Here is a 24269-nt window from a genome sequence, read left to right as displayed (position 1 = left end):
ACCAGCCATGAAACCATCGCGCCTGCTGGGCGCCGCGCTGCTTGCCAGCGCGGCCCTGCTGCCCGCGGTCGCGGTCCGCGCCGCGGACTATCCCGCCAAGCCCATCACGCTGATCGTGCCCTTCCCCGCCGGTTCCGGCACCGACGCGGTCGGGCGCATCTTCGGCAACGAACTCTCGTCCATCCTGGGCCAGCAGGTCATCGTCGAGAACAAGCCCGGCGCCAACGCCACCATCGCCGCCAGCCTGGTGGCGCGCGCCCGCCCCGACGGCTACACGATCTTCGTCACCACCAACACCTCGCACTCGGCCGCGCCCTGGCTGATGAAGAACGTGCCCTACGACCCCGTGAAGGACTTCACGCCCATCGCGCGCGGCGGCAACCTGCCCTTCATCCTGGTCGCCAACCCCAAACGGCCCTGGAAAACGGTCGCCGACCTGGTCACCGATGCGCGCCAGCGCCCCGGGCGCATCACCTACGCCAGCGGCAACAGCACCGGCATCGTGGCCGGCGCCACACTGGCCCGCCGCGCCAATATCGACATCCTGCACGTGCCCTATAAAGGCACGCCGCAGGGCCTGACCGACGTGGTCGGCGGACAGGTGGATTTCATGTTCACCGACCTGGCTTCCGGCCTGCCCTTCGTGCAGTCCGGCCAGTTGCGGGCGCTGGCGGTGTCCACCGCGCAGCGCAGCGCCATCGTCCCCGACCTGCCCTCGATGGCCGAATCCGGCGTGCCGGATTTCGACCTGAACTCCTGGAACGGTTACTTCGGCCCGGCCGGACTGCCGCCCGAGGTCGTCGCCCGGCTCAACGCGGCGATCAACCAGGTCGTCGCCAGGCCCGAGACCCGCCAGCGCCTGGCCGCGCTGGGCTTCGACGCGTTCTCGGGCACGCCGCAGGACTTCGCCCGCTTCGTGGGCGAGCAGCGCGACCTGTGGGGCAAGCTGATCCGCGATGCCGGGATCGAGCAGCAATGAGCCCGCAACCCGCCTCTTCCGCCGCCGGCCCGCTGGCCGGCGTGCGCATCCTGGACCTCAGCTCGGTGGTCATGGGCCCCTACGCCACCCAGGTGCTGGGCGACCTGGGCGCGGACGTGGTCAAGGTCGAGTCCCCCGCCGGCGACAACCTGCGCGCGGTCGGCCCCATGCGCAATCCCGGCATGGGCCATCTGCACCTGCACCTGAACCGCAACAAGCGCTCGATCGCGCTGGACCTGAAGACGCCCGAGGGCCGCGAGGCCTGCCTTCGGCTGGCCGAGGGCTGCGACGCCCTGCTCTACAACATCCGCCCCCAGGCCATGGCCAGGCTGGGCCTGTCCTATGAAGCGGTGGCGGCGCGCAATCCGCGCATCGTCTACCTGGGCGCCTATGGCTTCGGCGAGCAGGGCCCCTACGCCGGACGGCCCGCCTACGACGACCTGATCCAGGGACAGGCCGGCATCGCGGCGCTGTATGCGCGGCAGAGCGGCGAGGTGCCGCGCTACGCGCCCCTGACGCTGGCGGATCGCGCCGTCGGCCTGCATGCCGCCATCGCGCTGGTGTCGGCCGTGCTGCATGCCCGCGCCAGCGGACGCGGCCAGCAGGTCGAGATTCCCATGTTCGAGGGCATGGCGCACATGACGCTGGGCGACCACCTGGGCGGCGCCACGTTCGACCCGCCGCTGGGCCCCGCCGGCTACGCCAGGCTGCTCGCGCCGCACCGCCGGCCCTACGCCACGGCCGACGGCTACCTGTGCCTGCTGATCTACAACGACAAGCACTGGCGCAACTTCTTCGCCCTGATCGGCCAGCCGGAACTGGCCGACGATCCGCGCTTTCGCGGCCACGGCGCGCGCGCCGCGCACATCGGCGAGGTCTACGCCTTCGTCGCCGATGTGGTCCGCCAGCGCGCCACGGACGACTGGCTGGCCGACCTGGCGCGCGCCGACATTCCGGCGGCCCGCCTGCATGCCATCGAAGACCTGCTGGACGACGAGCACCTGGCCGCCACCGGCTTCATCCGCGAACAGGACCACCCCACCGAGGGCCGCCTGCGCACGCCCGCGCCGCTGGGCCGCTACGCCGCCACGCCCACCGCCATCCGCCGCCCCGCCCCCGCGCTGGGCCAGCACAGCCGCGAACTGCTGGCGGAGGCCGGTTACGACGAGGCCGCCATCGATGCCCTGTTCGCGCGCGGCGCCGCCCTTTCTCCCGATTCCCCGGAACCCCCAGGAACGCCAGATGGACTTTGAATTCACGCCCGACCAGCAGGCGCTGCGCGCCGCCGTCTCCCGCATCTGTGAACGCTATCCCGACGAATACTGGCTGGAGCGCGACCGCGAAGGCGGCTTTCCCGAGCCGCTGCACGCCGACCTGGCCCGCGACGGCTGGCTGGGCATCGCCATGCCGCAGGAATACGGCGGCGCCGGCCTGGGCATGACCGAGGCGGCGCTGATGATGCAGACCATCGCCGCGTCCGGCGCGGGCTTTGCCGGCGCGTCGGCCGTCCACATGAACATCTTCGGGCTGAATCCGGTGGTGGTGTTCGGCGACGACGCCCAGCGCCGCCGCTGGCTGCCGCCCCTGATCGCCGGCCGCGAAAAGGCCTGCTTCGCCGTGACCGAGCCGGACGCCGGGCTGGACACCACCAAGCTGGGCACGCGGGCCGTGCGCCAGGGCGATGAGTACGTGGTCCACGGCCGCAAGATCTGGATCTCGACGGCCCAGGTAGCGCACAAGATGCTGCTGCTGGCGCGCACCACCCCGCTGTCGGAGGTGGACAAACCCACCCAGGGCCTGTCGCTGTTCTATACGGACCTGGACCGGTCCAAGGTGGAAGTCCGGGAGATCGAGAAAATGGGCCGCAAGGCCGTGGACTCGAACATGCTGTTCATCGACGGGCTGCGCATCCCCGTGGCCGACCGGGTCGGCGAGGAAGGCCGAGGCTTCGAGTACATCCTGCACGGCCTGAACCCGGAACGCATCCTGATCGCGGCCGAGGCAGTGGGTATCGGCCGCGCCGCGCTGGAGCGCGCGGTGCGCTATGCCGGCGAGCGCGTGGTGTTCGGCCGCCCGATCGGCCAGAACCAGGGCGTGCAGCATCCGCTGGCCCAGGCCTGGATGCAGCTGGAAGCGGCCGACCTGATGGTATACAAGGCGGCCAGCCTGTACGACGCCGGCAAGCCCTGCGGCCCCGCCGCGAACTCGGCCAAGTACCTGGCCGCCGAAGCCGGCTACAACGCCTGCCAGACCGCCGTCATGACGCTGGGCGGCATGGGCTACGCCAAGGAGTACCACGTGGAACGGCTGCTGCGCGAGAGCTTCATTCCGCGCATCGCGCCGGTCAGCCCGCAGCTGATCCTGTGCTTCATCGCGGAGAAAGTGCTGGGACTGCCCAAGTCCTATTGAGCGCGGCGCGACAGGGCGGACCGTCCGGCGGGGTTGCGTGCCGCCGCCGGTCGCCCTCAGGCCTGCCGCTCCAGCCCGGCGCAGGCCGAGCGCAGGATGCTGGCGTACTCCGCCTGCCTGGGTTCGATGCGGTATATCGGCCCGCCGACCGAAATGGCGTAGTGCTCGCCCGAGAGGGTCAGCGGCCAGGCGATCGCCCCCACATCCGCGATGGATTCACCGTTGTTCATGAACCAGCCGCGCTGGCGCGAAAGTCCGATATCCGCTTCCACCTGCGCCGGCGTCGTCAGCGTCCGCTCGTTGTAGCGGGTCATTTCCACGTCAGCCAGCATCGCCGCGCGCGCCGGCTCGTCCAGCAATGAAATCAGCGCCTTGCCCAGCGAATTGGCATGGATGCTCTTGAATTCGCCGGCGACCGGCGCGTAGCGGATCGTGTGCGGGGAATCCAGCACGTCCAGGTAGACCACCCGCGCGTCCTGGCTCAGCTTGGCGAAGACCACGGTCTCCTTGGTTGCGTCCCTTAATTCCACCAGGCTGGGATAAACCCGGTCCAGGACCGGATCGGCATGAGCGATGCGCTGCGCCATCGCCAGCAGGCGTCCCGTGGGGTAGTACCCCTGGCGCCGTCCGGTTTCATACAGATAGCCCAGCCCGGTCAGCGTGCGGATCAGCGCCAGGCAGCTCGACACCGGCACATCGAGCAGCCGGGCGAGCTCCGACAGGGGCAAGGCGCGCTTCTCGCGGGCATAGGTTTCGATGATTTCGATGACGCGCAGCGCCGTCTTGACACTCATTGCCCTGTCCACAACCCCGGAACGTGAGAAATATCTTGTTTCAGATGGCGCTAAAGTTCGCCCCTGAGCGTGCCGTTATGGTAACTGAGAATTTCCTGATAACAGCGCGTTCCTCCGAGACGCCCGCACCGCCGCTGGAGTGATCATGGCCGTATCCCCCTTAGCCCCCGCCTCGTATGCCCCCGCGGCGGTAGCGCCTGCGCCCGTCGTCCCGGACCCATCCGTCACTGTTGCGCCTGCCGCTGCCTCAGCCCATAGCGGCGGCTCGGACAGCGCCACGTCCGAGCAGTCGGATTCGCAGAAGCTGCCGCTGGAACGCGCACTCGACGAAATCAACGACCAGATGAAAGCCTGGTCCACCCAATTGCAGTTCGAGGTCGACCCCGACGTGCATCAGATCGTGGTGTCCGTGGTCGACTCCGAATCGGGCAAGGTCCTGCGGACCATCCCGAGCGAAGCTGTTATCAAGATCGCCAAAATGATCGTCAACATGCAGGGAAATGGCATCAAAACCTCGGTTTGATGCGCACCCAATACTTTCCAAAGAATGCCTTCAGGCCCGCCCTCGCGGGCGGAAAGACCGAATTAAGCCAGCCTTATGCCCTTACCCGGGCAATCGCTGACCTCCAATCTTTGACAGAATCATATCGCTAGGAAGGAATCTCACATGGCCTCCATTACTAACCTTGGTTCAGTCTCCGGCCTGCCGCTGGAAAAGATCCTGACGGATCTGGCGGCAGCCAACGACAAGGCCCTTCAGCGCTACGACACGCGAGCGACGAGCTATCAGGCGCGCATCAACGCCTACAGCCAGCTGCAAAGCGCGCTGGAAGCGGTGCAAAAGTCCGCCGCCACGCTGGGCAAGCCGGAGACCATGGCCGCCATGACTGGCAGCGTCACCGGCGGCAACGCCCTGACCGCCACCGTTGGTGAAGGCGCTGCTGCGGGTCAATATTCGATCGAAGTGAAGAACCTGGCCATCGCACAGGGCCTGCGCTCGGGCGCCGTGGCAGACCGGACCGCTAAGAACGGTGACACCGGCACCTTCGAGATCGAATTGACCAACGGCACCAAGCGCACCATCGACCTGAAGGGCGACACCTCGCTCAACGGCATCGTCAAGGCCATCAACGCCGACGACAAGGCGGGCGTGCGCGCCACGGTGCTGAACGATGGCAACGGCAACAACTACCTGATGCTGACCGCCAAGGACACCGGCGTGCAGGCCTCGGTGAAGAACATCACCGTCACCGGCGACCAGTCGCTCAAGAACATCCTGGGCTTCAGCACCGCCGCCGACGGCACCACCAGCGGCATGACCCAGACCAAGGCAAAGGACGCCGAGCTCGTCATCAACGGCCTGACGGTCAAGAGCGGCTCGAACAACGTGTCCAAGGTCATCGACGGCGTGACGCTGAACCTGACCGACACCACGCCGACCGACAAACCAATCCAGCTCAAGCTGGAAGCCGACGTCTCGGTCGCCACCAAGGCGGTGCAGGATTTCGTCAAAACCTACAACGCGCTGCAGACCACGATCAAGGGCCTGACCGCGTACAACCCCAAGGAACCGGACGACACCAAGAAGGCCAGCCCGCTGACCGGCGACGGCACCACCCGTTCGATCCAGTCCGCCGTTTCCAGCGTGCTGAGCGGCGCGCTGGGCTCGGGCAACGTCAAGTCGCTGGCCGACCTGGGCATCACCACCGATCCCCTGACGCGCCAGCTCAAGCTGGACAACGTCAAGCTGGACAAAGCGCTCAAGGAAAACCCAGCCGACGTGGGCACACTGCTCAACGGCAAAGACGGCCTGGCCAAGAAGTTCGACGCCGCCGTCAAGGACGTGCTGGGCAGCAACGGCTCGCTCAAGAACCGCACCGACGGCCTGAACAAGACCATCACCGACCTCGGCAATCAAAAGGCCCGCGCCAAAGCCGCCAGCGACGCCGAACTGTCGGTCATGCGTACTCGCTTCATCGCGCTGGACAAGATGGTCGCCCAGATGAACTCCACCGGCGCCTACCTGAGCCAACAGTTCGCGGCGATGAACAAATCCAAGTAACCCGTAGAAGATGCACTGATGACTTACGCCGCCCGCCGCCCGACAGGATCGCACTCTGTCCGATCCTATGCCGATATCGGCCTGGAAACCCAGGTGATGAGCGCCACTCCCGAGCGGCTGATCACCCTGTTGTTCAACGGCGCACGGGCGGCGATCGGACAGGCTCGCATCCATCTGCAGGAAGGCCGGGTCGCGGAACGCGGCGCGGCGATCTCGAAAGCGATCAAGATTGTCGACGAAGGCTTGAAGACCGGGTTGAACATGGAGGCTGGCGGCGATGTCGCCGCCAATCTTTCGCGCCTCTATGATTACATCGTCCGCACACTGCTGACGGCGAACTTGAAGTCGGACGCCGAGCAACTCGACATCGCAGACCGGCTGTTGGCCGATCTGGCCGAGGCTTGGCAGACATCCATCGACCAGCCGGCAGGCAGCGTGTCGCCGTGATGGCCCGCAAAACGAACCCAGCCAGCCAGCGCCCGCCCGAGATTTCCATGACGTCCCTTACCCAGATCTCCTCCCCTATCCTGGAGCATTACCAGGAGATAGCCGTTATTACCGGCGAAATGCTTACCGCCGCCCAAGCCGGGGATTGGGATACAGCCGTGGTGCACGGGCAGCAATACTGCGAGCTGGTGGAGCGCCTGCGAAACAGCGAACCGTCCATGCCGCTGGACGACGCCGGTCGTGCGATGAAATACGACCTGCTGGTCCGCATCCTGGAGAACGATGCGCTAACCCGCGACCTGGCGATTCCCCAGTTGGCCCGCCTGGGCGAGCTGCTGGGCAGGATGAAGCGACAGCAGACCCTGCTCTCGGCCTACGGCTACCAGGCGCCTGAAACATGAGCGTAGGTCCCGCCGCGCTGGGCAACGTCCTGGTGCAGCGGCTGGACGCCGTGCTCGGCACGACGATGTCCGCCGCCTCCGCCAATCAGGTTTCCGGCGCGCGCCCGGATGCGGTCAGTCAGCCCGGCAGCCTGGAGAAACCCGGCCAGGCCGATGGCTCGCCGCGCGACCCCCGCCAGGGCGTCCAGACCGGCGGCGCGCGCGGTGAACGCGCCGCCATCGTCGACGCCAAGACCGCCGCCGCGCTGGCCCTGGCCGCGCGCGGCCTGGTCACCAGCAACGACACCACCGCTTCCGCGCCCACCACGCTGGGCCGCACCGCCCGCGCGATTCTCTCGCTGCTGGCGCAGTACCCCGACGCAGCCCCGCCCGTGCAAGGGCGCGCGCCACTGTGGACCCCCGATGCATCGGCCGGCCGCCAGCCCGGTGCCACGGCCGGGCAGCCCGCCGCGGGCCAGCCGGCGCCCGGCGGCCAGCCCCCGGCTCCGCACGCCAATACGCCCGCCGGACAACCGCAGGCCGCTGCCGCGAACAGCGCCGCCAACGTGGCGACGGTCCTGAACGCGATCGCCGGCGACCCGGCAACCGCCGTCGGCAAGACGCCCGGCCAGACCGGCGCCACCGAGGGCGCGCCCCCCGCCCAGGCCCCGGCCGCCGCCGCCCGCGCCGCGTTGGCCGCGCAGGGTCCGGCCGCCCGCGCGCTGGGCCAGGCCCTGCGCGAAGCCCTGCAGACCAGCGGCCTGTTCTACGAATCACACCTGGCCGATCTGGCCTTCGGCCGCGCCAACCCATCCGAGCTGCGCAAAGAACCGCAGGCCGACCTCAAGCAGGCCGACGCCCAGCAGCAGCAACACAGCGCCGCCGCCACGCGCGCACGCGCCGAAGCGCCCGCCAGCCGTGGCGCCGGCGGCGCGGACGCGCCCGCCTCCGGCGGCTCCAATGCGCCCGCGCCCGGCACGCCGATCAACGGCATCCACCAGGACCTGAACGCGCTGGTGCGCCAGCAGCTCGATGTGCTGGCCAACCAGGCGCTGGCCTGGCGCGGAGAAGCCTGGCCCGGCACGCCGATGGACTGGGAAGTGCAGCGCGACCCCTACGGCGGCGATCCCGAATCGGCCGTTCCGACCTGGGCCACCCGCCTCAAGCTCGACCTGCCCCGACTGGGCCTGGTGGACGCGCGGCTGAACCTGGCCGGCGACCAGATCGTGCTGCAGCTGGTCGCGCCCCACAGCGCCGCCCTGATCGACGAATCGTCCGACCAGCTGCGTTCGCGCCTGCTGGCCGCGGGCCTGACGCTGAGCCACATGACGGTCAACGTGGTCGACCCGCGCCCCATCATTCCGACTGATTTCTGATGGCAAACCCGCAACGCCCCGAGGACGGCCACGCCGCCTCGCCCAACGCAGGCCGCAACGCCGCCGTCGCCTTGTCATACGACGAAGCGGACGGCGCGCCGCGCGTCGTCGCCAAGGGCTACGGCCAGCTCGCCGACACCATCGTCCGCACCGCCGAGGAAAACGGCCTGTACGTGCACGAGTCGCGCGAACTCGTCGGCCTGCTCATGCAGGTCGACCTAGACGCGCATATTCCTCCCCAACTGTACGTTGCGGTGGCAGAATTGCTGGCCTGGCTGTATCGCCTGGAATCGCGCGAGATTCCGGCCGACGCCGCGCCGCCCGATCTATCTATCTAAGGAATCTCCACCGTGTTGGACGCCAGCGATCCGGAATTTCTGCTCACCCGGCCGGAAGACATGCGTTCCGCGCTGTTCGAGCTCACCCACCCCGACAGCCACATCCTGGTGCGCGACGCCGCCGATCGCGAGATCGCCGTGCTCATCCTGGGGGCGGACAAGCACACGCGTCAGTTCTTCTGGCGTCCGCGCGACTACGCCGGCGCGGACTTCGAACAGTCCGACAGCATGGGCCTGCTCAGCGGCACCACCTTCCACTTTCACGCCACGGCCTATGGGGGCGTGCAGATCCGCTTCCGGGTGCAGCGGCCCGACGTGATCCATTTCGACGACGGCAGCGCGGCCCTGGTGTCGCCCTTCCCCGACCGCCTGGCGCGGATCCAGCGGCGCAAGATGTTCCGCGCCTCGCTGATCACCAGCGCCAACCGCTGCGAGGCCACCTGGCTCCCCGAGGCCCAGGCCAAGCCGCTCGCCTTCACCGTGCGCGACATCTCGGTCGATGGCGTGGGCCTGCGCGTGGGCCTGGCCGCGCCCGAACTGCCCCAGCGCGGCGAGGTGCTGGAAGGCGTGCAGATGAATTTCGGCGACCTCGGGAAGCTGGTCGCCAACCTGGAAGTGCGCAACGTCTATCCGGTATCCGGGCAGCCGATGATCGCGCCGGGAGCGGACCCAGACGAACCCGCGCCGCGCCACGTGTCGCTGACGGGCGAGCCACCGGTCAGCCACCTCGGCGCCATCTTCCTGAACCTGGACGCGCGCCAGGAGAACTGGCTGCAGCAGGTGGTCTGGCGCCTGGAAAAAGGCAATAGGGAGTAGATCCCCCCCCGAAGCGCTGCGCGCTTCCCCCCCAGGGGGGCGCAGCTGCGGACCGGCAAAGCCGGCTCCGCGCTGCCCCGGTCCTGGGGCGATTTGCTAATGCCGTGAACGGTGTTCTTGGGGGTGCAGGGTGTTTGGCGCTGCATGCGCGCCAGCACAGAAGGGGCGCTCGCTGGCGCCCCTCTTCGTGCGGTGTTTTCGTCTCGCGGCCTTAGACGGCCATCGACGAGATTTCCTTGTAGGCGGCGACCAGCTTGTTGCGCACCTGTATCGCCGTCGAGAAGCCGATGCTGGCCTTCTGCATGTCGACCATCACGTCGTTGAGCGAGACGTCGGGCGCGCCCAGTTCGAAGGCCTTGGCCTGGGCGCTGGCCGCGTTCTGAGCGGCCGTGACACGACGGATCGAGCGTTGCAGCTCGGCGGCGAAGCCGTCGGGCTGGGCCAGCGGCGCGGCGCCGACCGACAGGCCGGATTCCGCCTTGCTGACGACCTCGCGCATCTGGGACAGCATGCTTTCGATGCCGGACAAACCTGTTACCGCCATTGCCATGTTTCCTTGCAGGTGGGGCGTAATGCCGAATCTGCAGGCAGCGTAACCGGGATCGGCGCCTCTCATAGCCGACAAGAACCGCCAAAAAACCCGATATTTCCCCCGATCCGGTGCCGCTCGCGGCGGGCCGCGGGCTGTCCCGCGTCCGGGCTTGCGCCACCCCGGGCGACATAGGGGATAAGTAACGCCAAAAAACCGCTGTTTTCGACGATTGGGATTGCGCCCCCAGCGGCAATAATCCACGCTCACCCCAGACCAGAAGCACGTTGCATGTGTAATCTGCCCTACCCGAACATGAAGTCCTTTCCCCAGCTCCGCGCAGCCAGCGGGGGCCGCAAATGAATCAGCAGGCCACTCTGAGCTCATCTTTGCTGGCGAAGTTCCCCGTGCTGGAAAAAGTCCGGGCGCTGCCCAAGCCCGTCCTGCTGGGCGCGGCGGCGGCCGTGGTCGCGCTGGTCGTGGCCGCGGTCATGTGGACCAGCGAGCCCAAGTACAAGGTTCTGTTCTCGAACCTGGAGGACCGCGACGGCGGCGCCATCGTGACCGCGCTGGGGCAGATGAACGTGCCCTACCGCTACAACGAGAACGGCACCGCCCTGCTGGTTCCGGCCGACCGCGTCTATGACGCCCGGCTGCAGCTGGCATCGCAGGGCCTGCCGCGCGGCGGTTCGGTCGGCTTCGAGCTGATGGACAACGCCCGTTTCGGCGCCAGCCAGTTCGCCGAACAGATCAACTACCAGCGCGGCCTGGAAGGCGAGCTGGCCCGCTCGATCGAATCCATGCACACCGTGCAGCACGCCCGCGTGCACCTGGCCATGCCGCGCCAGTCGCTGTTCGTGCGCGAGCGCCAGGCCCCCACGGCCTCGGTGCTGTTGAACCTGTACCCCGGTCGCAGCCTGAGCGACGCCCAGGTGTCCGCCATCTCCTGGCTGGTCGCTTCCAGCGTGCCGGAACTGACCGCCGAAAACGTCTCCGTCGTCGACCAGAACGGCCGCCTGCTGTCGGCTCCGCTGGGCGAAGGCCGCGGCATGGACGCCGATCAGCTGCGCTTCGTGCGCGAGATGGAACAGCGCACCGTCGAACGCATCCTGACGATCCTGAATCCCCTGGTCGGCCCCGGCAACGTGCACGCCCAGGCCAGCGCCGAGATGGACTTCGCGCGCCGCGAGGAAACCTCCGAGGTCTACCGCCCCAACCAGGAACCCGGCCAGGGCGCGATCCGCAGCCAGCAGACCAGCGACGCCACCCAGCGCGGCATCGGTCCGGCGCAAGGCGTGCCCGGCGCGCTGTCGAACCAGCCGCCCGGCAACGCCCAGGCGCCCATCACCAATCCGCAGCAGCCGCCGGCCCGTCCCGGCCAGACGCCGCAGCAGCAAGGCGCCCAGCAGCAGACCGGCGCGCAGGCCGCCTCCGGCAGCCTGAACGAGCGCCGCGACGCCACCACCAATTACGAAGTGGACCGCACCATCAGCCACGTCAAGCAGCCGGTCGGCGCGCTCAAGCGCCTGTCGGTGGCCGTGGTGGTGAACTACATCCGCGACAAGGACGGCGACCTCAAGCCGCTGCCGCCCGAGGAGCTGAACAAGCTGACCAACCTGGTCCGCGAGGCCATGGGCTATTCCGAAGGACGCGGCGACTCGCTCAATCTGGTCAACAGCCAGTTCAACGACGGTCCGCCCGCCCTGCCGATGTGGCGCGATCCGGAAATGATCGCCCTGTTCAAGACCATCATGGCCTGGCTGCTGGGCTTGATCGTGGCCTTCTGGCTGTACCGCAAGGTGCGTCGCCAGGTCACCGATTACCTGTACCCGCCGGTCGATCCGGAAGTGGCTGAATCCGAACGCATCGAAGCCCAGCGCGAGGCCCAGGAAATGGCCCGCGCCAAGGAAACCACGCGCTACGAGGACAACCTGGAACGCGCCCGCACGATGGCGAACAAGGATCCGCGTGCCGTCGCCATGGTCCTGCGCACCTGGATGAGCAAAGATGAAAAATGATTCCGCCAAACCCATGGACGGCATGACCCGCAGCGCCGTCCTGATGATGTCGCTGGGCGAGGACGCCGCGGCCGAGGTCTTCAAGTACCTGACCGCGCGCGAAGTCCAGCAGGTCGGCGCCGCCATGGCCAGCCTGAAGCAGGTCACGCGCAATGACGTGGCCGTCGTGCTGGAAGAGTTCCGCCAGGAAGCCGACCAGTTCATGGCCGTCACGCTGGGCTCGGACGACTACATCCGTACCGTGCTCACCAAGGCCCTGGGCAGCGACCGCGCCGCCGGCCTGATCGAGGACATCCTGGAAGCCGGCGAAGGCGGCAGCGGCATCGATGCGCTGAACTGGCTGGATCCGCACACCGTGGCCGAACTGATCGGCGACGAGCACCCGCAGATCATCGCCACCATCCTGGTGCACCTGGAGCGCGACCGCGCCGCCGGCGTGCTGGCGCTCTTGACCGACCGCCTGCGCAACGACGTGATGCTGCGCATCGCCACCTTCGGCGGCGTGCAGCCGGCCGCGCTGTCCGAACTGACCGACGTGCTCAATTCGGTGCTGGCCGGCCAGGGCGCCAAGCGCAGCAAGATGGGCGGCGTGCGCACGGCGGCCGAGATCCTGAACATGATGAACTCGACCGAAGAGGAAACCGTGGTCGCCAGCCTGCGCGAGCGCGATGCCGACCTGGCGCAGAAGATCATCGACGAGATGTTCGTGTTCGACAACCTGCTCGACGTCGAAGACCGCGCCATCCAGCTCATCCTCAAGGAAATCGACAACGACACGCTCATGGTCGCGCTCAAGGGCGCCCAGGAAGAGCTGCGCGCCAAGTTCCTGCGCAACATGTCCAGCCGCGCCGCCGAGATGCTGCGCGAGGACCTGGAAGCGCAAGGCCCGATCCGCATGTCCAAGGTCGAGGCCGAGCAGAAGAAGATCCTGCAGATCGCCCGCCGCCTGGCCGAGAGCGGCCAGATCGTGCTGGGCAACTCCGGAGACGACGCGTATGTCTGACGCGGACACCGGCTCGACGACCCAGCTCTCGCGCAGCGCCGCCTGGCGGCGCTGGCAGATGCTGTCGTTCGACGAGCCGCCGCCCGTCGAGGCCGCGCCCGAGCCGGAACCCGATCCCGGCCCGGACCCCGAGGTCGTGCTGGCGCAGCTGCGCGCCCAGGCCGTGGCCGAGGGCCGCGAGGAAGGTTACGCGCAAGGCCACGCCGCCGGCCATGAGGCCGGCCGCGCCGAAGGGCGCGAAGCCGGTTTTGCCGAAGGCCGCGAGGCCGGCTACGCCGAGGGCCTTGCCCTGGCCCGCGAACAGGGCGCCGACGAGGCCGCCCGCCTGCACGCCATGGCCGAATCCTGCGCCGCATCGATCGGCGCGCTGGAAGAGCGCATGGGCCAGAGCCTGCTGACGCTGGCGCTGGACATCGCCCAGCAGGTAATCCGCAACACCCTGGCCGAACAACCCGAATCCGTCGTGCACGCCGTGCGCGAAGTGCTGCACATCAATCCCAGCGCCGGCGGCCAGATGCGGCTGTGGGCCAATCCGCAGGACATCGAACTCATCCGCCTGCACCTGGCCGACGAACTGAAGGAAGGCCACTGGCGCGTGCTGGCCGACGAATCGCTCGCGCGCGGCGGCTGCCGCGCCGAAACGCCCTATGGCGACATCGACGCCACGCTGCAGACGCGCTGGCGTCGCGTGGCGGCCTCGCTGGGCCGCAACACTTCCTGGGAAGAACCGGCCCGGGAGACAGAGGCGACGCCATGAGCGCCCGGCCCGCCGTCCCGGTAATCGACCGCTGGCAGACCCAGCTGGAGATCGGCTCGATCCGCGCCGCCTCGACCGAGCCCTGGCTGGTCAGCGGCCGCATCACCCGCGCCACGGGCCTGGTGCTGCACGCCACCGGCCTGCGCCTGCCGGTGGGCGCCGCCGCCCGCATCGAGATCGCGCGCGGGCATGACCATTGGGCCGACGCCGAGGTCGTGGGCTTCGACGGCCACACCCTGTACCTGATGCCGCAGGCCGATATTTCCGGCCTGCCGCCCGGCGCCCGCGTGGTGCCCGGCGAACCGCCCGTGCAGCGCCAGATTCCGCTGCCCAGCAAGGCCGAGCTGAACGGCAACGCCAAGCCCCAGCTGGGCCGCCACCTGCCCGTGGGCAATGCCCTGCTCGGGCGCGTGCTGGACGGCGCCGGCCGTCCGCTGGACGGGCTGGGCCCGCTGACCGGCGCCGAGCTGGCGCCGCTGTCGGCCCAACCGATCAACCCGCTGTCGCGCGCGCCCATCGACACGGTGCTGGACACCGGCGTGCGCGCCATCAACGGCCTGCTGACGGTCGGCCGAGGCCAGCGCATGGGCCTGTTCGCCGGCTCCGGCGTGGGCAAGAGCGTGCTGCTGGGCATGATGGCCCGCTACACCAAGGCCGACGTCATCGTCGTCGGCCTGATCGGCGAACGCGGCCGCGAAGTGAAGGAATTCATCGAGCACAACCTGGGACCCGAGGGCCTGGCCCGTTCGGTCGTGGTGGCCGCGCCGGCCGACGTGTCGGCCCTGCTGCGCCTGCAGGGCGCGGCCTACGCCACGCGCCTGGCCGAGCACTTCCGCGACCAGGGCCTGGACGTGCTGCTGATCATGGACTCGCTGACCCGCTACGCCATGGCGCAACGCGAGATCGCGCTGGCCATCGGCGAGCCACCCGCCACCAAGGGCTACCCGCCCTCGGTCTTCGCCAAGCTGCCCAGCCTGGTGGAACGCACGGGCATGGGCGCGCCCGGTCCGAACGGCAAGGCCGGCTCGATCACCGCGTTCTACACGGTGCTGGCCGAAGGCGACGATCAGCAGGATCCTATCGCCGACTCGGCCCGCGCCATTCTCGATGGCCACGTCGTGCTGTCGCGCCACCTGGCCGAAGCCGGCCACTACCCAGCGATCGACATCGAAGCATCGATTTCCCGGGCCATGACGTCGCTGATCACGCCGCAGCAGTTCTCGGTCGTGCGCCGCTTCAAGCAGACGCTGTCGCGCTACCAGCGCAACCGCGACCTGATCGCCGTTGGCGCCTACGTCGCCGGCAACGATCCGCAGCTGGACGACGCCATCGCCCGTTACCCGCGCCTGGAAGCCTTCCTGCAGCAGGACATCGGCGAGAACGTCGGCTACCAGGACGCGGTCAACCAATTGCAGGCCAGTTTCGAGTTGAGGGACACCTATGCCTAGCCAACTTCCCCTGGACATGCTGATCAATCTGGCCAAGGAGAGCACGGACGAAGCCGCGCGCCTGCTGGGCCGCCTCAGCGCCGAACGCACCAATGCCGAACGCCAGCTCGGCATGCTGCAGGACTACCGCCACGATTACCTGGAGCGGCTGCAGCAGGCCATGACCTCCGGCATGTCGGCCAGCGACTGCCACAATTACCAGCGCTTCATCGGCACGCTGGACGATGCCATCGTCCAACAACAGGGCGTGCTGCAGCAGGCCGACGAGAACCTGAACAAGGGCCGGCTCTACTACCAGCAGGAAAAGCGCAAGCTCAATTCCTACGACGCGCTGGCGCAACGCGCACAGCGCGCCGAAGCCGTCGCCGAATCGCGCCGCGAACAGCGCCTGAACGACGAATACTCGGCCCGCCTGGTCCAGCGCCAGGCCGGCATGCATTAAGCGACATACCACAGGAAGCCCAAGATGAACGCTCCCCTGCCCCTGCCCGCCATCGCCCCGTCCGCGCCGGTTTCACCGGCCGACGCCTTTGGCGCCAAGTCCTCCGTGTCCGACAACAAGGGCCCCAGCTTCTCCGAAGTGCTGGCCCAGCAGCGTCCGACCCAGTCGAATGACGCCCGTCCCGCCGGCAATGGCGCCAAGGAACCCGCGCCCGGCAAGACCGGCGGCAGCCCGGAGGGCCATGCCGAGAACGCCGCGTCCGGCGCCATCGACGAAGCCGTCGAGAAGGCCGCCCAGGCCGAGGCCGGCGCGATGGCGGTCGCCGCCGCGCAGCAGCCCGTGCCGCAAGCCCTGCTGCCGCAGCAGGCGCTGGAAATCGCCGCCCAGGCCGCCGAACAGGTGCAGAACGCCCGTGGCGCCGCGCAGGCCGCGATCACCGCCGCCAGCGGCACCGCCGCCGTGCTGGTCAACGCGTTGAACGCCAACGAGGTCACGCCGACGCCGCGCGCGCCCGTGCCGCTGACGGCGCAACAAGCCCAGGCCGCCGCCGCCCGCGAGGCCCGCGATGCGGAGTTGGCCGTGCCCGTGGTCACCGCCGCCGCCAAGCCCGGCAGCCAGCCCGCCGCCGTGACCGCCGACATCAAGAGCATCGCGCCCGCGGCCGAAACGCCGCGCCTGAGCGCCGACGCCGCGCTGCCGCGCACGGCGCCGCGCACCGCCGTCGAGGCCGCGCAAGCGTCGCAGGCCGGGGCTCAACAGCCCGTGCGCCAGGAAGAGGAATCCGCCCCGCTGCCGGCCGCAACGCCGACGTTCCAGCTGCCCCAGCACGCCGCCGGCGTGCAGGACCATCTGGCGCAATCGCTGGCCGTCGCGGCCCAGCGCCAGCAGCCGCTGCCCGTGTTCAACCCCGCCGGCATCGGTCAGCCGCCGGTCGCGCTGCAGGTCGCCACGCCCGTCGGCGCCACGCACTGGGGCGCCGACCTAGGCCAGCAACTGGTGGTGATGAGCAACAGCGCGCGCCACGGGGTGCAGACCGCCGAGCTGCGCCTGGATCCGCCAGACCTGGGCCCGCTGCGCGTCAGCCTGAACCTGGCCGACGGCGTGGCCAGCGCCTCTTTCGTGTCGGCGCACGCCTCGGTGCGCCAGGCCATTGAAACCGCCTTGCCGCAATTGCAACAGGCGCTGGCGCAGGCCGGCATCTCGCTGGGCCAGACCAGCGTGGGCGAGCAGGCCGCCCAGCAGCAGTTCGCCCAGAACCAGGGCGGCGGTTCGCAGCGCCAGGGCGGCAGCCTGACGGGCGGCGCGGGCGACGTGGTGGCCGACGCCTCGCGTCCCGCCTCGGCCTCGCCCCGCAACGCCAACGCGCTGGTCGACACCTTCGCGTAATCCCGGCTGGCGCGCGGCCCCGCCAGGGCCGCGCGCAGTGCAGCAATAGCTTGAGATACGCGGCTTTCGCCCTGTTTTTCGCTCCCAAACCGGCGCGGGATTTCGGGCAGAATGCTTTCATCCACTGAGAGTCCGTTTTCATTAGCGGCAAACACGCATCGACACCAAGATGGCGACTTCAAAACCTTCCACCATGCCGGCGCGCGGCACGCTTCCCACCCGCTCCGGCGGCCTGGGCCGCATCCTCCGTCCCGTGCTCGCGGTCCTGGTCCTGCTGCTGGTCGCGGCGGCCAGCGCCGGCGCGACCTGGTTCATCACGCAACGCATGCAGCCGCCGCCCAATGGCGCCAACGTGTCGCTCGCCGTCGGCCAGAATCCGGGCCAGGTTGGCGCACCCGGCACGCCGGGCGCGCCTGGCGCGCCGGGCCAGACCCCGCAGCCGACCACCTTCGTCGCCCCGCCGACCACGCCAGTCGCAGTGCCCGCGCCGATCTTCGTGCCCATCGAGGCGTTCACGGTCACGCTGCAGAACGCCGATACCGAGCGCATCATGCACGTGGGCCTGACGCTGCGCGTCAACGACGAGCAGACCCGCACCCGCCTGGAAAAGTACATGCCCGAGGTCCGCAGCCGCATCCTCATGGTGCTGTCGTCGCAGTCGCCGACCGCCGTGCAGACCTCGCAAGGCAAGACCGACATGGCCAACGCGATCAAGCAGGCCGTCAACCGTCCGTTCTCGCCGCTGCCTGACGGCCAGTACGTCACCGACGTGCTGTTCACGGCGTTCGTGGTGCAATAAGCATGGCCTACGAGGCGTTTCTTTCGCAGGACGAAGTCGATGCGCTGCTGGCCGGCGTAACCGGCGAGAGCGACAGCAAAAAGGAAACCGCGGGCGCCAGCGACGGCGCTCGGGCCTACGACCTGAGTTCCCCGGACCGGGTCGTGCGTCGTCGCATGCAGACGCTGGAGCTGATCAACGAGCGTTTCGCTCGCCAGATGCGCCATGTGCTGCTGAACTTCATGCGTCGCAGCGCGGACATCACCGTCGGCTCGATCAGGATCCAGAAGTACGCGGACTTCGAGCGCAACCTGCCCGTGCCCAGCAATCTGAACATGATTCAGATGAAGCCGCTGCGTGGCACCGCGCTCTTCACCTATGACCCGAACCTGGTGTTCCTGGTCATCGACAGCCTGTTCGGCGGCGATGGCCGCTACCACACGCGCGTCGAGGGCCGTGACTTCACCACCACCGAACAGCGCATCATCCAGCGCCTGCTCAACCTGACGCTGGAAAGCTACGGCAAGTCCTGGGATCCGGTCTATCCGATCGAATTCGAGTACGTGCGCTCGGAGATGCACACCAAGTTCGCCAGCATCACCGGCAGCAACGAAGTCGTGGTCGTGAGCTCGTTCCATATCGAGTTCGGCGCCACCGGCGGCGATCTGAACATCTGCCTGCCCTATTCCATGATCGAGCCGGTGCGCGACCTGTTGACGCGCCCGCTGCAGGAGACCGCGCTGGAGGAAGTGGACCAGCGCTGGGCCCAGCAGCTGTCGCGCCAGGTGCGCAGCGCCGACATCGACGTGGTTGCCGAATTCGCCCGCATTCCGTCCAGCATCCGCGAGCTGATGCGCCTGAAGGTGGGCGACGTGCTTCCGGTGGATGTGCCCCAGACCATCATCGCCAGCGTCGACGGCGTGCCGCTGATGGAATGCGGCTACGGCGTCTTCAACGGCCAGTACGCCCTGCGCGTGCACAACATGTTTACTCACGATTCCGATTCAAACGAGGCCCCCGACCATGACTGACAAGAACGAGCCCGGCACTGGCTCGTCCCCGGCCGACGACTGGGCCGACGCGCTCGCCGAACAATCCCGCGCCAATCCGCCCACCCAGGCCGACGGCCTGAAGCCGCAGGAACCGCAGGACGATTGGGCCGCCGCCATGGCCGAACAGACCGCCGCGGCGCCCGCCGCCGCTGCCGCCCCGGCGCCGGCGCCAGCCCCCGCTCCGGCCCAGCCCGCCGCGCAGCCGGCCGCCCAATCGGTGTTCAAGCCGCTGTCCGGCACCACCACGGGCGCAGGCACCGACATCGACCTGATCATGGACGTGCCCGTCCAGCTCACCGTCGAACTGGGACGCACCCGACTGACCATCAAGAACCTGCTGCAGCTGGGCCAGGGCTCGGTGGTGGAACTCGACGGCCTGGCCGGCGAGCCCATGGACATCTTCGTCAACGGCTATCTGATCGCCCAGGGCGAAGTCGTGGTGGTGGAAGACAAGTACGGCATCCGCCTGACCGACATCATCACGCCGTCCGAGCGCATCAACCGCCTGAACAACCGCCGTTGACCAGCGGGCAGGCCATCATGACCGAATCCGCCCTGCTGCGCGTCATCATCGGCCTGGTGCTGGTGGTGGCGGCCATCCTGGCCTCGGCCTGGCTGGCCCGGCGCGCCGGGCTGGTGCAGCGCGGCGGCGGCAACCTGCTCAAGCAGGTCGCCGCCCTGCCGCTGGGCGCCCGCCAGAGCGTCGTGGTCATCGAAGTGGACAAGACCTGGCTGGTGGTGGGCGTGAGCCCGAACCAGCTCACCACCCTGCACACCATGCCTGCCGGCGAGCTGCCCGAAGGCGCTTCCCTGCCCGCCTCGGCCTTCGCGGCCAAGCTGGGCCAGGCGCTCAAGCGCCGCTAGCCCGCGACCCTCATGAATTTCCTCAGACGCATGACCTCCTCCCGAGCCGGGCGCGGCATGCTGCCCATGCTCGGCGCCGCGGCGCTGCTGGGGCTGGCGCTGTTCCCGGCCGGCGTCGTGGCCCAGGCCACCCTGCCCGCCCTGACCGCCACGCCAGGCCCGAACGGCTCCGAGACGTACTCGCTCAGCATGCAGACCATGCTGCTGATGACCTCGTTGTCGTTCCTGCCGGCGGCGCTGCTGATGATGACGGGCTTCACCCGCATCATCATCGTGCTGGGCCTGCTGCGCAGCGCCATGGGCACGGCGATGTCGCCGCCCAACCACGTGCTGATCGGGCTGGCGCTGTTCCTGACCTTCTACACCATGTCGCCGGTGTTCGACAAAATCTACGCCGACGCCTACAAGCCGCTGTCCGAGGGCTCGATCCAGTTCGAGACCGCCGTGGAGCGCGCCGCCGGGCCGCTGCGCACCTTCATGCTGCACCAGACCCGCGAGAACGACCTGGCGCTGTTCGCCAACCTGGCCAAGCAGCCGGCGCTGGAGGATCCCTCGCAGGTGCCGTTGAAGATCCTGGTGCCGGCCTTCATCACCAGCGAACTCAAGACCGCGTTCCAGATCGGCTTCACCATCTTCATTCCCTTCCTCATCATCGACCTGGTCGTGGCCAGCGTGCTGATGGCGCTGGGCATGATGATGGTGCCGCCGGTGACGGTGTCGCTGCCGTTCAAGCTGATGCTGTTCGTGCTGGCCGACGGCTGGCACCTGCTCATGGGCTCGCTGGCCCAGAGCTTCTACCAATAAGCCCGGAGGACCGCCATGACCGCTGAAACCGTCATGACCATGACCTACCAGGCGATGAAGATCGCGTTGGCGATGGCCGGCCCGCTGCTGCTCGTCACGCTGGTCGTGGGCCTGGTCATCAGCATTTTCCAGGCCGCCACGCAGATCAACGAGATGACGCTGTCCTTCATCCCCAAGCTGCTGGCCATGTGCGGCGTGCTGGTGCTGCTGGGTCCGTGGCTGATCGGCCTCATGGTGGACTACATCCGCCAGCTCATCGGGCAGATCCCCGGCCTGGTGTCCTGACCGGCGCGGCCGCCGGCGCACCCATGATCGCGTTCACCCTCGAACAGCTCAACGGCTGGATCGGCCAGTTCATCTGGCCGTTCGTGCGCATCCTGGCGCTGGTGGCCACCGCGCCGCTGTTCGCCGAATCCGCAGTGCCGGTGAAGGTCAAGGTCGGCTTGTCCTTCGTGCTGGCGGCCGCCATCGGCCCGACGCTGGACCCCATGCCGCCCGTGGCTCCCGGCTCCTACGCCGGACTCTGGATGGTGATGCAGCAGGTGCTGACCGGCATCGCGCTGGGCTTCACCATGCGCATCGTGTTCGCCTCGGTGCAGACGGCCGGCGAGTTCATCGGCCTGCAGATGGGTCTGTCCTTCGCGTCTTTCTTCGATCCCGGCACCGGCGCCAATACGGCGGTGCTGTCGCGCATGCTCAACGTCATCGCCATGCTGACCTTCCTGGCGCTTGACGGACACCTGCTGGTGCTGGCGGCGCTGGTGCGCTCCTTCGACACCCTGCCCATCGCGCAGATCCAGCTGCACCAGAACGGCTGGGGCGTGGTGGTCGAATGGGGCAAGACCATCTTCGTGTCCGGCCTGCTGCTGGCGCTGCCGCTGATCTGCGCGCTGCTGACCATCAACCTGGCCATGGGCATCCTCAACCGCGCCGCGCAGCAGCTGTCGGTGTTCTCGGTGGGTTTTCCCGTGACCCTGATCGTGGGCGTCACCGTGCTCACCGTGGTGCTGCCCCATGCAGGGCCCTTCCTGGAATCGCTGTTCGAATCCGGCCTCTCGGCCATGAGCCGAGTGGTAGACGGACTGGCTGGAGGGTAGCCCCCCCGAGCGCTGGCGCGCTTCCCCCAGGGGCGCCGCTACGGACCGGCGGAGCCGGATCCGTGCGGCCCCGATCCGGGAAGACTGGAGCAGAGTGTGGGACTGCACTGCCATGGCCGCCTCGGCCATGCCGGCGTGGCCATGCTCATCACTCAGACTCAAGGCTGGCCGGTCAGGCGGAAGACGCGGATCGTTTCGCGCAGCGAGCCAGACTGTTCGCCCAGCTGCATGACCGCACCACCCAGCTCCTGCACCAGCGAGGTGTTCTGCACCGTCATGACATCCATCTGCGACACGGCCGTGTCGACCTGTTCAATGCCGCTGGACTGTTCCTGCGAGGCCTGCGAGATCTCGCCGATGATGTCCGTGACCCGGCGCACCGCCGTCACGATCTCCTCCATCGTCGCGCCCGCCTGCTCGGCCTGGGCCGAACCCTCGTTGACCCGGTCGACAGAGTCCTCGATCAAGCCCTTGATCTCCTTGGCCGCCTGCGCGCTCTTCTGCGCCAGATTGCGCACTTCGCCGGCCACGACCGCGAAGCCCTTGCCGGATTCGCCGGCGCGTGCCGCCTCGACCGCCGCGTTCAGCGCCAGGATGTTGGTCTGGAACGCAATGCCCTCGATGATGCTGACGATGTCGGCGATCTTGCGCGAGCTGTCCGAGATGCCATGCATGGTGTTGACCACCTGGCCGACGGCCACGCCGCCCCGGCGGGCCACGTCCATGCTGCTGGCGGCCAGCTGATTGGCCTGACGCGCATTGTCGGCATTCTGGCGCACGGTGGAGGTCAGCTGCTCCATGCTCGCCGCGGTCTGCTGCAAGGAGGCCGCCTGGCCCTCGGTGCGGCCGGCCAGTTCCTGGTTGCCGCGCGCGATGTGCACCGCCGCCTGGGTGGTGCCCTCGATGCCGCGATATACGTCCTGCGCGATGCCGATAAGGCTCTTGCGCATGACTTCCAGCGAGAACATCAGGCTGCCGATCTCGTCGTCGGACTCGGCCACGATCTGCGTGGTGAGATTGCCCGCGGCCACCTGGCGCGCCATGTTGGCGGCGTCCACCACCGGGCCCGTCACCGAACGCGACAGGCGCCAGCCCAGCAGGAAAACGGCCGCCACGCCCAGGCTCACCAGTGCGCAGCCGAAGCTGGCGCCGGTCGTGCTCAGCGCATCCCAGTTCGCCCGCAGGCCATAGACCCCCGCGCCCGCCACGAAGCCCGCCGACAGCAGCGCGTGACGCAGCATGCGGCTGCGCACGCCAGGGCGGAACGGATACGCCAGCACGTCGATGATGCGACGCCAGCCGGCGCGCACGGGCCGGCCCCGTCGGATGCGCACGCCGCGCGCGCGCCCCTCGCGGATACGAGCATAGAGCGCCTCCGCCATCTCGATCTGCTCGTCGGTGGGCCGCACCCGCACCGAGGAATACGCCACCACCTCGCCATTCTCGACGATGGGCGTGGCGTTGGCCAACACCCAGTAGAAGCCACCGTCCTTGCGGCGGTTCTTGACCAGCCCCAGCCAGGACTCGCCCGCCTGCAAGGTGCGCCACAAATCCTCGTAGGCCTGCGGCGGCATGTCCGGGTGACGGACGATGTTATGCGCCTTGCCGATCAGCTCTTCGCGGGAGAAGCCGCTGACCTCGATGAAGGCGGGATTGGCATAGAGAATCCGGCCTTTGGTGTCCGTGCGCGAGATGAGGTATTGATCCTCGCGCAGCTTGGTTTCCACATTGTGGACGGGAAGGTTCACTCGCACAGCCAGTCTCCTGTTGCTTCATACGGAGAAGAGCGATTCCATGACGGCAAGCACGCCGGGCCCGCGCGATGCGCAGGCCTGTCCCCGTCTGGTCCGTGAATCCGAAATGCCATCTTGCACCGCTTTCAGACGTCGAAACCTGTTTCACCGCCTATCTCCAGGCGTTATCGCAATTAACGGCTACTTTTTCGAAAACTTAACGTGCGCGGAATCAAACTACTGTCATTTTCCTGTGCTGAGGAAACCCGGCGATCCCGCGCCCGACATGCCGTTCCTGCCCATGCGCGGAACCACTCGGGCCGCCAATGCGACAACGGCGGCGCGCCCCGGACCCTGGACGTGCCGCCGTTGTCCGCGCCCGTTGCCACGGACGCGGGAACACGCTGGTGTTGCTGTTGCCTCAGTGCTGCGCCAGGGTCGGGGCGGCACGGCCGCCGAGCTGGTGCGCCGGCACCTCGATGACCTCGCCGGCGTTGATCTTGAACACCGCCACCGCCTCGGCCAGGCGCTGCGCCTGTTCCTGCAGCGAGCCCGCGGCCGCCGCGGCCTCTTCCACCAGCGCCGCGTTCTGCTGCGTCACCTCGTCCATCTGCGACACCGCGCGGTTCACCTGGTCGATGCCGCTGGACTGCTCTTCCGACGCCGCCGAGATCTCGCCCATGATGTCCGTCACGCGCTTGACCGACGCCACGATCTCCTGCATCGTCGCGCCCGCGCGCTCCACCTGCTGCGAACC

General features: G+C 68.4%; 27 protein-coding genes. 23 read left to right on the top strand and 4 right to left on the bottom strand.

Translation table 11 applies throughout. The annotated features are described in order from the left end of the window. Nucleotides 1–7: 7 nt before the first annotated feature. From ACEU5R_RS22055 to ACEU5R_RS22045, 3 genes are read left to right on the top strand one after another with little or no spacing between them, the layout of a single operon-like run. Complete coding sequence (locus ACEU5R_RS22055; protein WP_392411640.1) at nt 8–979, top strand: Bug family tripartite tricarboxylate transporter substrate binding protein; 972 nt, start codon at nt 8–10, stop codon at nt 977–979. After that, on the top strand, nt 976–2232 hold the full coding sequence (locus ACEU5R_RS22050) for a CaiB/BaiF CoA transferase family protein (protein ID WP_392411639.1): 1257 nt from the start codon (nt 976–978) through the stop codon (nt 2230–2232). Before ACEU5R_RS22055 ends, ACEU5R_RS22050 begins: the two co-directional genes overlap by 4 nt. Then, entirely contained in the window at nt 2222–3388 is a 1167-nt protein-coding gene (locus ACEU5R_RS22045) for an acyl-CoA dehydrogenase family protein (protein WP_103274054.1), read from the top strand. Before ACEU5R_RS22050 ends, ACEU5R_RS22045 begins: the two co-directional genes overlap by 11 nt. A gap of 56 nt (nt 3389–3444) precedes the next feature. Here ACEU5R_RS22045 and ACEU5R_RS22040 read toward each other — a convergent pair whose 3' ends face one another. Beyond that, nucleotides 3445–4182, bottom strand: coding sequence for an IclR family transcriptional regulator (locus ACEU5R_RS22040; RefSeq protein ID WP_392411638.1), 738 nt, complete (start codon nt 4180–4182; stop codon nt 3445–3447). A gap of 145 nt (nt 4183–4327) precedes the next feature. Here ACEU5R_RS22040 and ACEU5R_RS22035 point away from each other — a divergent pair, with 145 nt between their 5' ends. The 7 genes from ACEU5R_RS22035 to ACEU5R_RS22005 all read left to right on the top strand — a co-directional run bounded on the left by ACEU5R_RS22035 (nt 4328) and on the right by ACEU5R_RS22005 (nt 9601). After that, nucleotides 4328–4705, top strand: a complete 378-nt coding sequence (locus ACEU5R_RS22035) for a flagellar protein FlaG (RefSeq protein ID WP_392411636.1) — start codon at nt 4328–4330, stop codon at nt 4703–4705. Between the two features lie 144 nt (nt 4706–4849). Then, nucleotides 4850–6244 carry a flagellar filament capping protein FliD gene (gene fliD / locus ACEU5R_RS22030; RefSeq protein WP_103274051.1) on the top strand — a complete coding sequence of 465 codons (1395 nt, stop codon included), beginning with the start codon at nt 4850–4852 and terminating at the stop codon, nt 6242–6244. A gap of 18 nt (nt 6245–6262) precedes the next feature. Beyond that, nucleotides 6263–6691, top strand: coding sequence for a flagellar export chaperone FliS (fliS, locus tag ACEU5R_RS22025; protein WP_103274050.1), 429 nt, complete (start codon nt 6263–6265; stop codon nt 6689–6691). Nucleotides 6692–6738: 47 nt separating this feature from the next. Further along, nucleotides 6739–7092 (top strand): flagellar protein FliT, encoded by a 354-nt coding sequence (locus tag ACEU5R_RS22020; protein ID WP_103276439.1) that lies wholly within the window; start codon nt 6739–6741, stop codon nt 7090–7092. Continuing rightward, entirely contained in the window at nt 7089–8447 is a 1359-nt protein-coding gene (locus ACEU5R_RS22015) for a flagellar hook-length control protein FliK (RefSeq protein WP_392411634.1), read from the top strand. The genes ACEU5R_RS22020 and ACEU5R_RS22015 overlap by 4 nt, the downstream gene beginning before the upstream one ends. Then, nucleotides 8447–8785 carry an EscU/YscU/HrcU family type III secretion system export apparatus switch protein gene (locus tag ACEU5R_RS22010; RefSeq protein WP_103274048.1) on the top strand — a complete coding sequence of 113 codons (339 nt, stop codon included), beginning with the start codon at nt 8447–8449 and terminating at the stop codon, nt 8783–8785. The genes ACEU5R_RS22015 and ACEU5R_RS22010 overlap by 1 nt, the downstream gene beginning before the upstream one ends. Before the next feature lie 12 nt (nt 8786–8797). Continuing rightward, entirely contained in the window at nt 8798–9601 is an 804-nt protein-coding gene (locus ACEU5R_RS22005; protein ID WP_392411631.1) for a flagellar brake protein, read from the top strand. Nucleotides 9602–9812: 211 nt separating this feature from the next. Here ACEU5R_RS22005 and fliE read toward each other — a convergent pair whose 3' ends face one another. Further along, nucleotides 9813–10145 carry a flagellar hook-basal body complex protein FliE gene (gene fliE / locus ACEU5R_RS22000; RefSeq protein ID WP_103274046.1) on the bottom strand — a complete coding sequence of 111 codons (333 nt, stop codon included), beginning with the start codon at nt 10143–10145 and terminating at the stop codon, nt 9813–9815. 344 nt (nt 10146–10489) lie between these two features. Here fliE and fliF point away from each other — a divergent pair, with 344 nt between their 5' ends. From fliF to fliR, 13 genes are all read left to right on the top strand, one after another. Beyond that, nucleotides 10490–12148, top strand: coding sequence for a flagellar basal-body MS-ring/collar protein FliF (gene fliF / locus ACEU5R_RS21995; protein ID WP_392411629.1), 1659 nt, complete (start codon nt 10490–10492; stop codon nt 12146–12148). Continuing rightward, nucleotides 12138–13151 carry a flagellar motor switch protein FliG gene (fliG, locus tag ACEU5R_RS21990; protein ID WP_103274044.1) on the top strand — a complete coding sequence of 338 codons (1014 nt, stop codon included), beginning with the start codon at nt 12138–12140 and terminating at the stop codon, nt 13149–13151. The genes fliF and fliG overlap by 11 nt, the downstream gene beginning before the upstream one ends. Continuing rightward, a complete protein-coding gene (gene fliH, locus ACEU5R_RS21985; protein ID WP_103274043.1) occupies nt 13144–13908 on the top strand; it encodes a flagellar assembly protein FliH in 765 nt (254 codons plus the stop codon). The genes fliG and fliH overlap by 8 nt, the downstream gene beginning before the upstream one ends. Further along, nucleotides 13905–15356, top strand: coding sequence for a flagellar protein export ATPase FliI (gene fliI, locus ACEU5R_RS21980; protein ID WP_103274042.1), 1452 nt, complete (start codon nt 13905–13907; stop codon nt 15354–15356). The genes fliH and fliI overlap by 4 nt, the downstream gene beginning before the upstream one ends. Further along, nucleotides 15349–15798, top strand: a complete 450-nt coding sequence (gene fliJ, locus ACEU5R_RS21975; protein ID WP_103274041.1) for a flagellar export protein FliJ — start codon at nt 15349–15351, stop codon at nt 15796–15798. Before fliI ends, fliJ begins: the two co-directional genes overlap by 8 nt. A gap of 24 nt (nt 15799–15822) precedes the next feature. Continuing rightward, a complete protein-coding gene (locus tag ACEU5R_RS21970) occupies nt 15823–17184 on the top strand; it encodes a flagellar hook-length control protein FliK (protein ID WP_392411624.1) in 1362 nt (453 codons plus the stop codon). Nucleotides 17185–17353: 169 nt separating this feature from the next. Then, a complete protein-coding gene (gene fliL / locus ACEU5R_RS21965; protein WP_392411621.1) occupies nt 17354–17983 on the top strand; it encodes a flagellar basal body-associated protein FliL in 630 nt (209 codons plus the stop codon). A 2-nt stretch (nt 17984–17985) separates the two neighbouring features. Continuing rightward, nucleotides 17986–18993, top strand: coding sequence for a flagellar motor switch protein FliM (fliM, locus tag ACEU5R_RS21960; protein WP_392411618.1), 1008 nt, complete (start codon nt 17986–17988; stop codon nt 18991–18993). Continuing rightward, entirely contained in the window at nt 18986–19537 is a 552-nt protein-coding gene (gene fliN, locus ACEU5R_RS21955) for a flagellar motor switch protein FliN (RefSeq protein WP_392411615.1), read from the top strand. Before fliM ends, fliN begins: the two co-directional genes overlap by 8 nt. A gap of 17 nt (nt 19538–19554) precedes the next feature. Beyond that, complete coding sequence (gene fliO / locus ACEU5R_RS21950; RefSeq protein WP_103276438.1) at nt 19555–19878, top strand: flagellar biosynthetic protein FliO; 324 nt, start codon at nt 19555–19557, stop codon at nt 19876–19878. Between the two features lie 57 nt (nt 19879–19935). After that, the gene (fliP, locus tag ACEU5R_RS21945; protein WP_199771043.1) at nt 19936–20682 is read left to right on the top strand and encodes a flagellar type III secretion system pore protein FliP; all 747 of its coding nucleotides are present in this window, start codon (nt 19936–19938) and stop codon (nt 20680–20682) included. Between the two features lie 15 nt (nt 20683–20697). Beyond that, on the top strand, nt 20698–20967 hold the full coding sequence (fliQ, locus tag ACEU5R_RS21940; RefSeq protein ID WP_103274036.1) for a flagellar biosynthesis protein FliQ: 270 nt from the start codon (nt 20698–20700) through the stop codon (nt 20965–20967). Between the two features lie 23 nt (nt 20968–20990). Continuing rightward, nucleotides 20991–21779 (top strand): flagellar biosynthetic protein FliR, encoded by a 789-nt coding sequence (gene fliR, locus ACEU5R_RS21935; RefSeq protein ID WP_103274035.1) that lies wholly within the window; start codon nt 20991–20993, stop codon nt 21777–21779. 158 nt (nt 21780–21937) lie between these two features. Here fliR and ACEU5R_RS21930 read toward each other — a convergent pair whose 3' ends face one another. Next, nucleotides 21938–23533, bottom strand: coding sequence for a methyl-accepting chemotaxis protein (locus ACEU5R_RS21930; RefSeq protein ID WP_392411612.1), 1596 nt, complete (start codon nt 23531–23533; stop codon nt 21938–21940). Nucleotides 23534–23933: 400 nt separating this feature from the next. Next, a partial coding sequence (locus ACEU5R_RS21925) for a methyl-accepting chemotaxis protein (protein ID WP_392411609.1) occupies nt 23934–24269 on the bottom strand: 336 nt, incomplete at its 5' end.

Origin of the sequence: Achromobacter sp. 413638, assembly GCF_043119405.1 — a bacterium.
GTDB lineage: Bacteria > Pseudomonadota > Gammaproteobacteria > Burkholderiales > Burkholderiaceae_B > Achromobacter.
The sequence above is the reverse complement of the archived record's forward strand: the minus strand, read 5'-3'. Positions and strand labels throughout refer to the sequence as shown.

Excerpts from the sequence above, each read along its gene's own strand:
- fliO (WP_103276438.1), top strand. The coding sequence starts at position 19,555 with ATGACCGAATCCGCCCTGCTGCGCGTCATCATCGGCCTGGTGCTGGTG.
- fliR (WP_103274035.1), top strand. The coding sequence starts at position 20,991 with ATGATCGCGTTCACCCTCGAACAGCTCAACGGCTGGATCGGCCAGTTC.
- fliG (WP_103274044.1), top strand. The coding sequence starts at position 12,138 with ATGAAAAATGATTCCGCCAAACCCATGGACGGCATGACCCGCAGCGCC.
- ACEU5R_RS22045 (WP_103274054.1), top strand. The coding sequence starts at position 2,222 with ATGGACTTTGAATTCACGCCCGACCAGCAGGCGCTGCGCGCCGCCGTC.
- fliM (WP_392411618.1), top strand. The coding sequence starts at position 17,986 with ATGGCCTACGAGGCGTTTCTTTCGCAGGACGAAGTCGATGCGCTGCTG.
- ACEU5R_RS22050 (WP_392411639.1), top strand. The coding sequence starts at position 976 with ATGAGCCCGCAACCCGCCTCTTCCGCCGCCGGCCCGCTGGCCGGCGTG.
- fliS (WP_103274050.1), top strand. The coding sequence starts at position 6,263 with ATGACTTACGCCGCCCGCCGCCCGACAGGATCGCACTCTGTCCGATCC.
- ACEU5R_RS22035 (WP_392411636.1), top strand. The coding sequence starts at position 4,328 with ATGGCCGTATCCCCCTTAGCCCCCGCCTCGTATGCCCCCGCGGCGGTA.
- ACEU5R_RS22040 (WP_392411638.1), bottom strand. The coding sequence starts at position 4,182 with ATGAGTGTCAAGACGGCGCTGCGCGTCATCGAAATCATCGAAACCTAT.
- fliF (WP_392411629.1), top strand. The coding sequence starts at position 10,490 with ATGAATCAGCAGGCCACTCTGAGCTCATCTTTGCTGGCGAAGTTCCCC.
- ACEU5R_RS22020 (WP_103276439.1), top strand. The coding sequence starts at position 6,739 with ATGACGTCCCTTACCCAGATCTCCTCCCCTATCCTGGAGCATTACCAG.
- fliH (WP_103274043.1), top strand. The coding sequence starts at position 13,144 with ATGTCTGACGCGGACACCGGCTCGACGACCCAGCTCTCGCGCAGCGCC.
- ACEU5R_RS22010 (WP_103274048.1), top strand. The coding sequence starts at position 8,447 with ATGGCAAACCCGCAACGCCCCGAGGACGGCCACGCCGCCTCGCCCAAC.
- fliL (WP_392411621.1), top strand. The coding sequence starts at position 17,354 with ATGGCGACTTCAAAACCTTCCACCATGCCGGCGCGCGGCACGCTTCCC.
- fliQ (WP_103274036.1), top strand. The coding sequence starts at position 20,698 with ATGACCGCTGAAACCGTCATGACCATGACCTACCAGGCGATGAAGATC.
- fliJ (WP_103274041.1), top strand. The coding sequence starts at position 15,349 with ATGCCTAGCCAACTTCCCCTGGACATGCTGATCAATCTGGCCAAGGAG.
- ACEU5R_RS22015 (WP_392411634.1), top strand. The coding sequence starts at position 7,089 with ATGAGCGTAGGTCCCGCCGCGCTGGGCAACGTCCTGGTGCAGCGGCTG.
- fliN (WP_392411615.1), top strand. The coding sequence starts at position 18,986 with ATGACTGACAAGAACGAGCCCGGCACTGGCTCGTCCCCGGCCGACGAC.
- fliI (WP_103274042.1), top strand. The coding sequence starts at position 13,905 with ATGAGCGCCCGGCCCGCCGTCCCGGTAATCGACCGCTGGCAGACCCAG.
- fliE (WP_103274046.1), bottom strand. The coding sequence starts at position 10,145 with ATGGCGGTAACAGGTTTGTCCGGCATCGAAAGCATGCTGTCCCAGATG.
- ACEU5R_RS22055 (WP_392411640.1), top strand. The coding sequence starts at position 8 with ATGAAACCATCGCGCCTGCTGGGCGCCGCGCTGCTTGCCAGCGCGGCC.
- ACEU5R_RS21970 (WP_392411624.1), top strand. The coding sequence starts at position 15,823 with ATGAACGCTCCCCTGCCCCTGCCCGCCATCGCCCCGTCCGCGCCGGTT.
- fliP (WP_199771043.1), top strand. The coding sequence starts at position 19,936 with ATGCTGCCCATGCTCGGCGCCGCGGCGCTGCTGGGGCTGGCGCTGTTC.
- fliD (WP_103274051.1), top strand. The coding sequence starts at position 4,850 with ATGGCCTCCATTACTAACCTTGGTTCAGTCTCCGGCCTGCCGCTGGAA.